This is a genomic window from Nitratireductor sp. XY-223 (assembly GCF_004959855.1).
Classification (GTDB): domain Bacteria; phylum Pseudomonadota; class Alphaproteobacteria; order Rhizobiales; family Rhizobiaceae; genus Hoeflea_A.
Window position 1 is genome coordinate 997,113 of sequence record NZ_SPNT01000001.1, and the last position, 13,371, is coordinate 1,010,483.

14 protein-coding genes are annotated in these 13,371 nt (G+C 63.1%); 8 read left to right on the forward strand and 6 right to left on the reverse strand.

Annotation, left to right across the window (positions count from 1 at the left end):
• Positions 1–99: 99 nt before the first annotated feature.
• Positions 100–1,377, reverse strand: coding sequence for a dihydroorotase (locus E4M07_RS04420; protein WP_136657057.1), 1,278 nt, complete (start codon positions 1,375–1,377; stop codon positions 100–102).
• Complete coding sequence (locus E4M07_RS04425) at positions 1,374–2,312, reverse strand: aspartate carbamoyltransferase catalytic subunit (protein WP_136657058.1); 939 nt, start codon at positions 2,310–2,312, stop codon at positions 1,374–1,376. The genes E4M07_RS04420 and E4M07_RS04425 overlap by 4 nt, the downstream gene beginning before the upstream one ends.
• Positions 2,313–2,496: 184 nt before the next feature.
• Between E4M07_RS04425 and E4M07_RS04430 the strand changes: the two genes are divergently transcribed.
• Entirely contained in the window at positions 2,497–4,158 is a 1,662-nt protein-coding gene (locus E4M07_RS04430; RefSeq protein ID WP_169054076.1) for an acyl-CoA dehydrogenase family protein, read from the forward strand.
• Here E4M07_RS04430 and E4M07_RS04435 read toward each other — a convergent pair.
• Positions 4,140–5,075, reverse strand: a complete 936-nt coding sequence (locus E4M07_RS04435) for an AEC family transporter (protein ID WP_136657060.1) — start codon at positions 5,073–5,075, stop codon at positions 4,140–4,142. The two genes, E4M07_RS04430 and E4M07_RS04435, sit on opposite strands and share 19 nt — an antisense overlap.
• 240 nt (positions 5,076–5,315) lie before the next feature.
• Here E4M07_RS04435 and E4M07_RS04440 point away from each other — a divergent pair, with 240 nt between their 5' ends.
• Entirely contained in the window at positions 5,316–5,672 is a 357-nt protein-coding gene (locus E4M07_RS04440) for a DUF6105 family protein (protein ID WP_136657061.1), read from the forward strand.
• Here E4M07_RS04440 and ruvX read toward each other — a convergent pair.
• A complete protein-coding gene (ruvX, locus tag E4M07_RS04445; protein WP_136657062.1) occupies positions 5,621–6,103 on the reverse strand; it encodes a Holliday junction resolvase RuvX in 483 nt (160 codons plus the stop codon). The genes E4M07_RS04440 and ruvX overlap by 52 nt on opposite strands.
• 96 nt (positions 6,104–6,199) lie before the next feature.
• On the opposite strand from ruvX, the gene E4M07_RS04450 reads away from it, so the two are divergent.
• From E4M07_RS04450 to E4M07_RS04475, 6 genes are all read left to right on the forward strand, one after another.
• A complete protein-coding gene (locus E4M07_RS04450) occupies positions 6,200–6,907 on the forward strand; it encodes a metal-dependent hydrolase (protein ID WP_136657063.1) in 708 nt (235 codons plus the stop codon).
• Between the two features lie 94 nt (positions 6,908–7,001).
• Positions 7,002–7,289, forward strand: a complete 288-nt coding sequence (gatC, locus tag E4M07_RS04455) for an Asp-tRNA(Asn)/Glu-tRNA(Gln) amidotransferase subunit GatC (protein ID WP_136657064.1) — start codon at positions 7,002–7,004, stop codon at positions 7,287–7,289.
• Between the two features lie 75 nt (positions 7,290–7,364).
• Entirely contained in the window at positions 7,365–8,846 is a 1,482-nt protein-coding gene (gene gatA, locus E4M07_RS04460) for an Asp-tRNA(Asn)/Glu-tRNA(Gln) amidotransferase subunit GatA (protein ID WP_136657065.1), read from the forward strand.
• Between the two features lie 120 nt (positions 8,847–8,966).
• Positions 8,967–9,383, forward strand: a complete 417-nt coding sequence (locus tag E4M07_RS04465) for a PaaI family thioesterase (protein ID WP_136657066.1) — start codon at positions 8,967–8,969, stop codon at positions 9,381–9,383.
• A gap of 167 nt (positions 9,384–9,550) precedes the next feature.
• Positions 9,551–11,065 carry an ankyrin repeat domain-containing protein gene (locus E4M07_RS04470; protein WP_136657067.1) on the forward strand — a complete coding sequence of 505 codons (1,515 nt, stop codon included), beginning with the start codon at positions 9,551–9,553 and terminating at the stop codon, positions 11,063–11,065.
• A 29-nt stretch (positions 11,066–11,094) separates the two neighbouring features.
• Positions 11,095–11,634: a GNAT family N-acetyltransferase gene (locus tag E4M07_RS04475; protein ID WP_136657068.1), complete on the forward strand. Its 540-nt coding sequence runs from the start codon at positions 11,095–11,097 to the stop codon at positions 11,632–11,634.
• 19 nt (positions 11,635–11,653) lie between these two features.
• Here the strand turns inward: E4M07_RS04475 and yghX are convergent, their stop codons facing one another.
• Together yghX and E4M07_RS04485 are read right to left on the reverse strand one after the other, a co-directional pair.
• Complete coding sequence (gene yghX, locus E4M07_RS04480; RefSeq protein ID WP_136657069.1) at positions 11,654–12,559, reverse strand: YghX family hydrolase; 906 nt, start codon at positions 12,557–12,559, stop codon at positions 11,654–11,656.
• Positions 12,556–13,317 carry a DUF1194 domain-containing protein gene (locus E4M07_RS04485; RefSeq protein ID WP_136657070.1) on the reverse strand — a complete coding sequence of 254 codons (762 nt, stop codon included), beginning with the start codon at positions 13,315–13,317 and terminating at the stop codon, positions 12,556–12,558. The genes yghX and E4M07_RS04485 overlap by 4 nt, the downstream gene beginning before the upstream one ends.
• Between the last annotated feature and the right edge of the window lie 54 nt (positions 13,318–13,371).

The following is a 13,371-nucleotide window of genomic DNA, read 5'->3' on the forward strand; positions in this document are numbered from 1 at the left end:
AAACTCTGACAAGCGTGAGCTGCAATTCGAAATGCGGGCAACCTAGAGCAAGATCGGCCTCATTTAAAGCGCACGATACCGGCGATCCACCGGCGATGCCTACGGATCGCCGAAGACAAAGCTGCCGGCGACCATCGTCGCCGAAACGCGGCCCTGGAACCGCGCATCCTCGAATGGCGTGTTCTTCGACCGGGAGCGCAGATCGTCCTTGGAGACGACCCAGGGCTCGTCCGGATCGACAATGGCAAGGTCTGCCCGGCAGCCCGCTTTCAGCGAGCCCGCCTCAAGACCGAATATGTTTGCCGGACGCGTCGACATCGCGTCGATGAGCCGCATGAGGGGAACGTCACCGTTGTGATGAAGGCGCAGCGCTGCCGCCAACAGGGTTTCCAGGCCGATGGCGCCGTCGGCGGCGTCGTCGAAGGGAAGGCGCTTGGTGTCCACGTCCTGTGGGTCGTGGGACGACACGATAATGTCGATATCGCCACTGGCGAGCGCCGCGACCATGGCCTGGCGGTCGTCCTCGCTGCGCAGCGGCGGTGACAGGCGGAAAAACGTGCGGTACTCGCCGATATCGTTTTCATTCAGCGACAGATGATTGATCGAAACGCCGCAGGTCACGTCGGCACCGCGGGCGCGGGCGGTGCGGATCGCCTCGACCGAATCGGAGGTCGAGATCTTGGCGGCGTGGTAGCGCGCGCCGGTCAGCCGGGCGAGCCGCAGGTCGCGTTCCAGGGGTATGATCTCCGCCTCGCGTGGTATGCCCTCAAGGCCGAGCCAGCTTGCAAACAGGCCTTCGTTCATCACGCCCTGCGCGGCGAGGTAGGGATCCTGGGTCTCGCAGGCCAACACCAGTCCGAAATCGCGGGCATATGTCATGGCACGCCGCAAGACCAGCGTGTTGCCGACGGATGCCCGGCCGTCGGTCAGCATGACGGCGCCGGCATGGCGCAGAAGGCCGAACTCAGTCAGTTCCGTGCCCTTCAGCGCCTTGGTCATGGCCGCCGACGGATAGACATGCACGCAGGCCTGCTCGCGCGCCGTGCGCATGACGAACTCGACCAGCGCGACATCGTCGATCGGCGGCGCGGTGTCCGGCATCATGATCAGGGACGTAACGCCGCCCGCCGCCGCCGCCTGACTGACGGATGCGATCGTTTCGCGGTGCTCGGCGCCCGGTTCGCCGACGAACACCCGCGCGTCGACAAGGCCGGGAATGATGATTTTTCCGCCGCAGTCGATCTGGCGCGCGCCCGCCGGGATGTCGACGTCGCCCAAGGCCGCGATACGGTCGCCCTTGACCAGAACCGCGCCTTTCTCGTCCAAATCCTGCGAAGGATCGATGATACGGGCATTCTTCAATGCAATTGCGGTCATAGCGCCGGCCCTCCGTTCCCGGAGAGCAACAGGGCCTCCATGACGGCCATGCGGACCGCGACGCCCATCTCGACCTGTGCCTCGATGACACTTTGCGGGCCGTCGGCGATTTCCGAGGCGATCTCGACGCCCCGGTTCATCGGGCCCGGATGCATGACCAGCGCATCTGGCTTCGCGAGCGCGAGTTTGCTGGCGTCGAGGCCGAAAAACCGGAAATATTCGCGCACGGACGGCACAAAGGAGCCGGACATGCGTTCGCGCTGCAGGCGCAGCATCATGACGACATCGGCGTCGCGCAGGCCGTCCTCCATGTTGTGGAAGACCTCGACACCCATCCGCTCGATGCCGGAAGGCAGCAGTGTCGAGGGCGCTATGACACGCAGCCGTGCACCGAGGGCGCCGAGCAGGATCATGTTCGAGCGCGCGACCCGGCTGTGCAGGATGTCGCCGCAAATGGCGACGGTGAGCCCCGCGATGGATCCCTTTTCCCGTCTGATGGTCAGCGCGTCGAGAAGTGCCTGTGTCGGATGCTCGTGTGCGCCGTCGCCTGCGTTGACCACGGAGCAGTCAACCTTCTGGGCAAGCAGCGCGGTCGCGCCGGCCGAGGAGTGCCGCACGACAAGGATGTCGGGGTGCATGGCGTTCAGTGTCATCGCCGTGTCGATGAGGGTTTCGCCTTTCTTGACCGACGAGTTGCCGACCGACATGTTCATGACATCGGCTCCGAGGCGCTTGCCGGCGAGTTCGAAGGAGGCCTGGGTGCGGGTCGATGCCTCGAAAAACAGGTTGATCTGGGTGAGGCCGCGCAGCGTCGAGGTTTTTTTCTCGCGCTGCCTGCTGAGCTTGACAGCTTCGTCCGCCTTGTCGAGAAGAAACGAGATATCCAGTTCCGAAAGCCCGTTTATGCCAAGCAGGTGGCGATGGGGAAAAACCATGGATAGTACTCGCAAATTTTGCTGTTTGGCGCTTCTATAGGCGTCATAGTCGAAATGGGCAAGAAAACGACACACCGGGTGTGGATGATCCCCATCCTATTACCAGTCCGCATTGCGGGATGCGTTCGGGCCGAATCAAACGACCGCCTTGCCGCAAAGAACCGGGGGAAGCCCCAGCAGGAACATGACACATATGTCCAAGCCGACCGTGAACCGCGCGACGCACGAGGTTCTCAACCAGCCGATGCCGTATTCGGGCATCAACGCCTACCAGTCCGATCCGATGCTTTACGAGGTTGCGAGTCAGATGCCGAAGAAGGTGCGCGACGAGTTTTCGGCGCTCGGGCGCTTCGTCACTTCGCCCGAGGCCCAGGACCTGGCGCGCATCGCAAATGAATCGACACCGCAGCTCCGCACCTTCGACGCGGCCGGACACCGTATCGACCAGGTGGATTTCCATCCCGCCTATCATGCGCTGATGCGGCGATCCTGCGGCAACGGCCTCCATTGTTCGATCTGGGAGGGCCGGCCGGAGGAAAAGGGCATCGCGCAGCAGGTACGGGCCATCAAGTTCTTCATGACCGCGGGTCTCGAGAGCGGCCATCTGTGCCCGATCACGATGACCAACGCCTCGCTGGCGTCCATTCGGGTCAACCCTGCCGTCTACCAGATCTGGGCGCCGAAGGTGCTGACGCGCAATTACGATTCCTCGCAGCGGCCCGTTGCCTCGAAGAATGCCGTGACGATCGGTATGGGCATGACGGAAAAACAGGGCGGCACGGATGTGCGCGCCAATACCAGCCGGGCCGAAAAGGCGGGTGAGGGGGTCTACCGGCTGACCGGGCACAAGTGGTTCATGTCTGCACCGATGAGCGATGCGTTCCTGATGCTCGCGCAGATGCCCGAGGGACTCGGCTGCTTCCTGGTGCCGCGATACCTGGAGGACGGCAAGGCGAACGGCCTGCAGTTCCAAAGGCTCAAGGACAAGCTTGGCAACCGCTCGAACGCGTCGAGCGAAGTGGAGTTCGCCAATTCCTACGGTTACCTGCTCGGCGAGCCGGGAAAGGGCGTGCGCACGATCCTGGAGATGGTGACGCTGACTCGCCTTGACTGCGCGCTGGCGTCGGCCGGCATCATGCGCGCCTCGCTGGCCGAGGCCGTGCATTTCTGCAGGCAGCGCAAGGTGTTCGGCAAGGCATTGACGGATCAGCCGCTGATGGCCCGGGTGCAGGCGGACATGGCGCTCGATGTCGCTGCCGCGACGGCGCTCGTCCTGCGGCTGGCGCGTGCCTTCGACAATTCCGGCAATGACGAACAGGAGGCGTCCTATGCGCGGGTCATGACGCCGGTGATCAAATACTGGATCTGCAAGATGGCGCCGGCGCTCATCTACGAGGCCATGGAGAGCATGGGCGGCGCGGGCTATGTCGAGGAGCGCGCGCTGGCGCGCCACTATCGCGAGGCGCCGGTCAATGCCATCTGGGAGGGGTCGGGCAACGTCATGGCGCTCGACCTGTTGCGGACGCTCAGCGCCGACCCGCGCCAGCTCGAGGCCGTGGTTACGACGATAGCGGCCGATCTCGGACCGTTCTCGAAGCGCACCGTCGATGTCCTGACAGCGGCCACCGCGCTGTGCCAGCGCGATGAGAGTGCCGCGCGACTGCTCGCGGAGCAGCTTGCCTATTCTGCGGCTGCGGCCGAACTCTACAGAATGGGTGCCGGACGGATCGCGGATGCCTTCGCGGAATCGCGTCTCGCCGGCGCTTGGCGAACGACCTACGGCATGCTGGACATGCGTTTCGATGCCGGACAGATCGTTTCCCTGCTTTATCCGGAAGCGAAATAGCGGGCGGCGTAGATGACCAGCGGTATCGTGAAGAAGGCTGCCGCGGTCTGAAGGGTCGCGACGGTCGCGTAGAGCGTCGCGTCGCCGCCCATCTGCCGGGCGAGGAGGTAGCCGTTCATGGCCGTTGGAACGCTGCCGCAGATCGCCAGGATCACCAGTTCGTCGCCGCGTGCTCCGGCGAGCCAGCAGATGACGGTGAGCGCCAGCGGGTACAGAATCAGCTTGAGGAAGACCGGCAGGATGGCCAGCGGTTTCGGCCTGACGGTGTCGCGGATGCGCAGGCCCGCGCCGACCATCAGAAGCCCCATTCCCAGTGCGGCGCTGGCGACCAGATCGACCGTCTGCTCGATGGGCGCATAGATCGGAAACGAGAAGTAGTTGAACACAAGTCCGAGGGCGCTGGAGATGATGAGCGGGTTGGTCAACAGCCGCCACCCAAGCTGTTTCAAATCGCGGTTGGGGCTGGCAAACCAGGCCAACATCAGGACATTGCCCAGATTGATCGGGATGATGATGAGCGCCATCACCAGCGCCGTCAGCGCCAGGCCCGTTTCGCCAAAGAGCTTGTTGGCGATGGCCAGGGCAACAAAGCCATTCCACCGCGTCGCGGTTTGAAAGACCGTCGAATAGGCGGCGCCCGATACGCCGCTCCTGTTCATGATCGGCCAAAGCGCCAGCATAAGCGCGAACATGATCGCCAGCGTGACGAAGGTGCCGATGCTGACCTCGGTCAGTTCCAGGCCGCTGAAGTCGGCGCGGTAGAGCGTTAGAAACAGCAGTGCCGGAAAAAGAACGTAGAAGCCGACTTCCTCGAGCCCGTGCCAGACATTGCGGTCGACAATCGGCAGCCGCTTCAGGATCACACCCAGAAGGACAATCAGGAATATGGGCAGAATACTCTCAAATATCGGTAACATCGGGAAAATCGCGGCCGGAAGGGGTGCCTTCTCTTAGCGCCGGTGCGCCGCGTGCACAAGCGCCGGCCGTTTTCGGGGCCTGTGAATATTAACCTTAACAAATGGTTTACGTTGCGCCGGGATACAAAAGGCTCCAAATTTTATTAACCGCGTGTGCCCTGATAGGCGCCCGCGGCGGCTTCAGAGAATAAGCAATGCCGCCCTGCCATGTACGGGGCTTTTCGCAAGGGGGCAGGCCGCATGAAGTGGTTCTTGATATTGTGGTTTGTGCCGGTCGCGCTCATCGGGTCGTGGTACGGTCTTTCCTATCACGACATCAATTTCGGATTTATCATGCTGTCACGGCAGGTCCATGACCTGGTGTTCCAGGTCTATGGCGATATGCTGGGCATGCCGCCGGACTCAATTCCGCCGCTGCTTCTCAAAGCCATTATCGTGGACAGCCTGATCGTGCTCGGTATCGCCTGTTTCCGCTGGCGCCGGCAGATCATCGCCTGGGTCCAGAGCCGGTGGCCCGTCGAAGCCGAGCCGTCTGTCGAGGCCGTCTATTCCGAATTGCCCGTCGAAAGCGAAGAGAGCCTGTCCAGGGCACCCTGAAGGATGAAGGCAGCCGCAGCGGCGTCAATGCGCTGCGCACGCTTCTTGCGCGAAACATCCATCTCCAGAAGCGCGCGCTCGGCGGCCACGGTCGAAAGACGCTCGTCCCAAAACGCAAAGCCGAGATCGGTTCGCGCCTCCAGGTTCCGCACGAAAGCCCTGGTCGCCTGAGCCCGCGGCCCGTGGCTGCCGTCCATGTTGACAGGCAGTCCGATCACGCAGCCTCCGACCCGTTCGGCCTCGAGGAGTTCCAGCAGCTTGTCGGCGTCCTTCGTGAAGCGCGTGCGTCGCAGCACTTCGCGTGGCGTCGCGAGCGACAGGCCGAGATCGCTGACGGCGATGCCGATTGTTTTGGTCCCGAGATCGAGTCCAGCGAGCACCATGCCCTCCGGCAGGTCTTCAGCGAGCTCTTGCAGCGACTTTACACCCATGCTTTGCGATCCCTTTTTGGTCGGGTTGGTGCTTTTCACCGGCGCTGTCAACCCATAAGCTGTCGCCAGTTACATAGTGATTTGTGAGGCGAACTGATGAAAATCCAGTGGTTGGGACATTCGGCGTTTCGGCTGGAGACCGCGAAGGCGACCATCCTGATCGATCCCTTCTTTTCGGGCAATCCGAGTTTCGAGGGGCAGGACAGGGCGGCGGCGGCAAAGGGCGTTACCCATATCGTCCTGACCCATGGTCACGGCGATCATGTCGGCGACACGGCGGATATCGCAAAGGAGACCGGCGCGACCGTGATCGCCAATTACGATCTGGCCATGTGGCTCGGACACCATGGCGGCGTCGAGAAACTGGATCCGACCAATACCGGCGGCACCGTCGGCCATGACGGGTTTACCGTGACCTACGTCAACGCGCTGCATTCCTCGGCGCACATCACCAGCGACGGCGTTTCGCACTGCCTGGGCAACGCCAACGGCGTTGTCTTGCACATCGATGACGAGCCGACGCTGCTTCATATGGGCGACACCGACATCTTTTCCGACATGGCACTCATCCACGAACTGCATCAGCCGGATATCGGGATCGTGCCGATCGGCGACCGGTTCACCATGGGCGGAGCCGTGGCGGCGCTCGCCTGCCGACGTTATTTCAAGTTCTCGAACGTCATCCCGTGCCATTTCGGCACATTTCCGATCATCGACCAGACGGCCGACAAATTCATCGCCGCAATGGAAAGCGACGCCGGGCTGGTGCAAACACCGGAAGTCGGCGGGGTGCTTGACGTCTAAGGCCGGCGAACCGGAAGGGCGGGATGCTCTTGCCCTTCCGTCAAGGCGCGTTTATAGCCACGGGCTGAATATCCATCGTCCGGAGTTGACCCTGATGTCAGTCGATCTTGCAACCGTCAAACGCGTTGCCCACCTTGCCCGCATCGCTGTCAGCGATGAGGAGGCGGCCAAAATGGAAGGCGAGCTCAATACCATCCTGGGCTTCGTCGAACAATTGAACGAGGTGGACGTGGACGGCGTCGAGCCGATGACGTCGGTCATGCCGATGCCGATGAAAAAGCGCCAGGACGTCGTCAATGACGGCGGCAAGGCGGCCGATATCGTCGCCAACGCGCCGGAAAGCGACGAGAATTTCTTCCTCGTCCCGAAGGTCGTCGAATAGTACCGGCACCGCCGATACCCGAATGCGCCGGCTGAGGCCGGACAAGCCCGTTGCCTGAAAAGTGACCAGACAAACATGAGCGAACTGACACGCCTGACCATCGCGGACGCGCGGGACAAGCTGAAAAACAGGGACATAACGTCCGTTGAACTGACCGACGCATACTTGAACGCGATCGAGGCGGCAAACCCGGCCCTCAATGCCTATGTGGCGGTGACCGGCGAGCATGCCAAAGGCCAGGCCGCGCGATCCGATGCGCGGCTCGACAAGGGTGAGGGCGGGGCGCTCGAGGGAATTCCGCTCGGCATCAAGGACCTTTTCGGAACCGAGGGCGTGCATACGCAGGCCTGCAGCCACATCCTCGACGGCTTCAAGCCGCGCTACGAATCGACGGTGACGTCCAACCTGTGGGCCGACGGAGCCGTCATGCTCGGCAAGCTGAACATGGACGAATTCGCCATGGGATCGTCTAACGAGACGTCCTACTACGGACCCGTCACCAATCCCTGGCGCGGCAAGGACAACAACAAGGCGCTGGTGCCCGGCGGCTCGTCCGGCGGCTCGGCCGCTGCCGTTGCCGCACATCTTTGCGCCGGGGCGACCGCAACCGACACCGGCGGCTCGATCCGTCAGCCCGCGGCGTTTACGGGAACCGTCGGATTCAAACCGACCTACGGACGCTGCTCGCGCTGGGGCGTCGTCGCCTTCGCCTCGTCGCTCGATCAGGCTGGGCCCATCACCCGCGACGTCCGGGACTCGGCAATCCTGCTCAAGTCCATGGCTTCGAGCGACCCGAAGGACACCACATCGGTCGACATGCCGGTGCCCGATTACGAGGCGGCGATCGGGCAATCGGTCAAGGGCATGCGCATCGGCATCCCGGAAGAATACCGCATGGACGGCATGCCGGACGAGATCGAGACGCTGTGGCAGAAGGGCATCGGCTGGATGAAGGACGCGGGCGCGGAAATCGTGCCGATCTCCCTGCCGCACACGAAATATGCCCTGCCGGCCTACTACATCGTCGCGCCTGCCGAGGCGTCGTCCAACCTGGCACGGTACGACGGTGTGCGTTACGGCCTGCGCGAGCCTGGCGGCGACATTGTCGAGATGTATGAAAAGACCCGTGCTGAGGGCTTCGGGCCCGAGGTCAAGCGCCGGGTCATGATCGGAACCTATGTGCTTTCGGCCGGCTATTACGACGCCTATTACCTGCGGGCGCAGAAAGTCCGCACGCTGATCAAGCGCGACTTCGAGACCGTCTTCGATGCGGGCGTCGACGCGATCCTGACGCCGGCAACACCGTCGGCGGCCTTCGGCATTGCCGACCAGGACATGGCGGCCGACCCGGTCAAGATGTATCTCAACGACATCTTCACCGTGACCGTCAACATGGCCGGCCTTCCTGGCATTGCCGTGCCGGCCGGTCTCGACGACCACGGCCTGCCGCTCGGCCTGCAGCTCATCGGCAAACCGTTCGAGGAAGAAACGCTCTTCCGGCTGGCTCACATCGTCGAACAGGCGGCCGGCCATTTCGCTGCGGAAAAGTGGTGGTAGGCATCGCCGGCCGCACCTGACCGAGGCAGCGGCTTGCAACGTTTCGTCGATCCGGAGAATAATGGGCGCGCCGACCTTCGTCGGCGCTCCTTTCTTTTCCCGAGCAGCGAAGGAACCTCCATGTCCGACGACATACCTGCCGGCTTTCAGGTCATATCCCGCAGCAGCCCCTATATCGACATGGTCGGTCCGCTCTATTACCGCCAATCGGACGAGGGACTTCTCGTTGCTTTCCGCGCCGAGGAAAAACACTGCAACTCGAGAGGGTTCGTGCATGGCGGCATGCTCAGCACCGCCGCCGATATCGCACTCGGCTACAGCGCCGGCGATTTCCCCGACGGCAACAGGCCGATGGTTACAACCAGCATCACGATCGACTTCGCCGGCAGCGCCAGGCTCGGCGACTGGGTGGTCTTCAGGACCGATGTTCAAAAGGTCGGCCGCATGGTCGCCTTCGCCAATACCTATGCGCATGTCGGCGACAAACGCATCGCCAGGGCCAGCGGCATCTTCAGCGTGCTCGACGGAGGAAAATAGGGAAGGTGCGGCTTGCCCGCCCGGAGCGTTTCGCTTAGTCTGCGGCTGCCGCTCGGGGCGGCATCCGGATCCGCGGAAAGCCGTATCGGCACCTCGCAAGACACTGACCTCTTCAATCGGTCAACTCGGGCTCGAACAGCGGATCGACGGGCCAAGCGAGGGAACCGATGAACCATTCAATCGACTATCTGCGCCGTCAGGCAAAGCAACTCAAACGCAGCCATGCGGCGGGCGATCGAGAGGCGATCACCCGTACGCGAGCCGTTCTGCCGGATGCAGAGGCGCTCAAGCACGCCCAGGCGCTGCACGTGATCGCACGCGAGCAGGGCTATCAGAGCTGGCCGCGGCTCAAGCTTGCCGCTGAAACCGCGAAAATGAACCGCGAGCAGAAGGCCGAGCGGCTCAGGATCGCGCTCTATCACGGACAGCACTGGGTGACGAAGGCGCTGCTCCAGGCGGATCCGGATCTTGGGAGCGCCAATTTCGGGCTTAAGGTGGCGCTCTACGACCGCGCGGCCGTGGACGCCGTGCTTGCCGAAGATCCGGAGGCGGCGACCCGCCAGGTCGGGATCAGAAGCCCCATCCTGCATCTTGCCTTTTCCAAACACATCCATGCCGAGCCTGCGCGCGCCGACGATATGATCGCCATTGCGGACGCACTGTTGCGCGGCGGTGCCGATGTCAATGACAGCTACCCGTTCGAACCCGGCGCCGAGCACCGGCTCTCAGCCCTCTACGGCGCGCTCGGCCACGGTGACAATATGCGGCTGGCGCAATGGCTTTTGGAAAACGGCGCCGATCCCAACGACAACGAGTCGCTCTATCACTCGACCGAACTCGGTCATCACGAGGGGCTGAAGCTGCTCCTGAAGCATGGCGCCGTCGCGGACGGCACGAACGCGCTGCCGCGGGCACTCGACTTCAACGACCTTGAGGCCGTGAAATTGCTCCTCGAGGGCGGCGCCGATCCCAATGAAGGCATTACGCCTCATCCCTCGGGACAACCGATGATGACTGTCTATGCCCTGCATCAGGCGGCACGGCGCATGTGCAGCGGGGAAATCGCCCAACTGCTGATCGACCACGGGGCGGACGGCACAGCGCGCTTCAATGGTCATTCGGCCTATGCATTCGCGCGCATGTTCGGAAACCACGCAGTGGCCAGGGTCATCGACGGGGCCGGTCAGGCGACCAGGCTCGACGCTGCCGAGGCCGTACTCGCCGATGCGGCAGACGGCGGGACTGCCTCGCGCGTCGATCCGAAAGCGCTGACGGCGGAATCGCGACGGATCATGACGCGCATGATCGGCATGGACGGACGGCTTGATCACATCAAACGTCTTCAGGCGATCGGCATCGATCCGAATTGGACCGATGAGATGGGTATGACAGCAATCCATGTTGCCGGCTGGGAGGGGCATGCGGACGCGGTAGAATGGCTTCTGACGCTTGATCCGGACCACAATCACAAGAACGATTACGGCGGCGACCTGCTCGGCACGATTATCCACGGTGCGGAATTCTGCCCGGCGCGGGCCAGCCGCGATCACCTGGCGTGCGCGCGGCTGGTGCTTGCAAAGGGCGCGGTGCTAAGGCAATCGGAGATCGACCTCTGTGGCGTCGAAGACATGGCGGAACTGCTTGCCGACTGGGCGGAGGCACATCCCGGGCAGGTTGAGTGAAACCAGCGGCGGCAAGGGCGGAGTGAAAAATGATTGCAGAAAAATCACTGATCGAAACCCCACGGCTCAGGTTGCGCTGGTGGCGCGACGCGGACCGGGATGCCTTTGCCGCCTTGAATGCGGACCCGGTCGTCATGGCCGATCTCGGCGGGCCGATCGGCCGCGCGCACAGCGACAGGAAGTACAACCGGTACCTGGCGGCCCTCGACGAATTCGGTTTCAGCCGCTGGGCCGTCGAGGACCGTTCCGGAACGTTTCTGGGTTACGTCGGCGTCATGCCGAGACGCGGACCGCATCCGCTCGGCGATCATGACGAAATCGGCTGGCGGCTGAACCGGCATGCCTGGGGCCACGGCTATGCGCCGGAGGCGGCGCATGCGGCCCTGGGCGACGCCTTTTCGCGCGCCGGGCTGACGGAAGTGATCGCTATGACGTCGCCGGACAACGAGCGATCGCAAGCGGTCGCGCGCCGCATCGGCATGCACCGCGATCCGTCGCGTGATTTTTTCTCCCAATACCGCGACGGCAGAGTGAAAGAGATCGTCGTGTTGGTGGCGACGCCGCCCTGATGCGCCGCCGCTCCCCGGGTCAGTTCAGATGCTCTCTGAAGAACGCGATCGTCCGTTCCTCAGCCAGCGAGGCCGCATCATTGTCGTATCGCGGCGTCGTATCGTTGTGGAAGCCGTGATTGGCGCCGGGGTAGAAATGGGCGGTGTATTCCTTGCCGTTCGCCTTGAGCGCTTCCTCGTAGGCAGGCCAGCCCTCGTTGATGCGCTGGTCGAGTTCGCCGTAGTGGAGCAGCAGCGGCGCCTGGATGCGCGCAACGTCCTCGGGGCGTGGCTGGCGCCCGTAAAATGGGACCGAGGCCGAGAGCTCGGGATAGGCAACGGCGAGCGCGTTGCATACCCCGCCACCGTAGCAGAAGCCGACGCAGCCGACCTTTCCCGTGCTGTCGTCGCGGGCCACGAGGTATTCGTAGCCGGCGAAAAAGTCGTTCATCAGCTTTTCCCGGTCGACGGTCCGCTGCAGCGCCCGGCCTTCGTCATCGTTGCCGGGGTATCCGCCGACGGATGTCAGCCCGTCGGGTGCGAGCGCCATGAAGCCGGCCTTGCCCAGGCGGCGGGCGACATCCTCGATATAGGGATTGAGACCGCGGTTCTCATGGACGACCAGCACGGCCGGAAGCGGACCGGTTGCATCGGCGGGCCTGACGAGATAGCCGCGCACGGCGCCGTTGCCTTCCGGCGAGTCGTAGGTGACGTATTCGGTGCTGATCGCGGGATCATCCGCTGCGACCTGCTGGGCCAGCGCGTAGTCCGGGCTCAGAGTCCGCAGCAGCGCCAGGGCGGTTACGCCGCCGACGGCGAATTTTCCGGCCCGGTCGAGGAATTCGCGTTTGGTGATCAGCCCGTGGGCGTAGAAGTCGTAAAGATCGAGGAGTTCCTGGTCGAAATCCGCTGCCGTCAATCGTTTTGCTTGCGTCTGTAATGTCATTGCCGCTCTCCCTGTTGCAATGTATCGGGGGCATTGTTCCTTAGCGCGTAGCGCGAGGCCGGAGCGGTGTCGCCGATTTCCAGCACCAGCTTGCGCCGTACCGCAACGGCGAAATTAGCGGCGTTTTCCGCCGTAATTATGAACGAACCCGGGCCGCCGATGATGCGCTCAGCGAACGCGGCTTCCAGGTCGTAGCTGACCGGACGGCCGCTGCACTGTCGGCACAGGATGGCAAGGCCGTTGATCACGATCCCGGCATCCAGCACCTGCTGCCGGGCAAAACCGATCGGCGGTCCGTTCCAGTTGTTGGCGCTGTCGGCCGACAGGTCGATGACCCGCCTCAGGCCGGCAAAATCATTCTCCTCGATCAACGCCTTGCCGAACAGAAGCGCCGAGCCGATGGCATTGCGGCCACGCGCCCGGCGTGGCGCGGCCATCAGCTTATCGGCAAAGGACTGTGCCGAGTCCGCGCCGTCCACCAATGTCCACTCGACGACCACGTCCTGCCAGACATCATTGCCCCATTCGACATAGGTTACGGCTATGCTCCCCAGCGCGTTGTTGGCAATGGCGTTGAGGACCTGCTGGCTGGTGATCGCCTCGGCATAGCCGCGGCGCTGGAAGAGGATCTCGGCGTCGTCGATCGAACCGGTCGCATCTGCCAGCAGCACCAGTTCCAGATCGGTTTCAACCTGTGCCGAAGCGGCCGCGGGCCACAGCATCAGCAAAACCAGCATGACGGGCAGGGTCTTGATCATGGGAGATCAGCCTATGGCAAAGCGCCCGGTTCACCAATTCAAAGATAGTTCAAC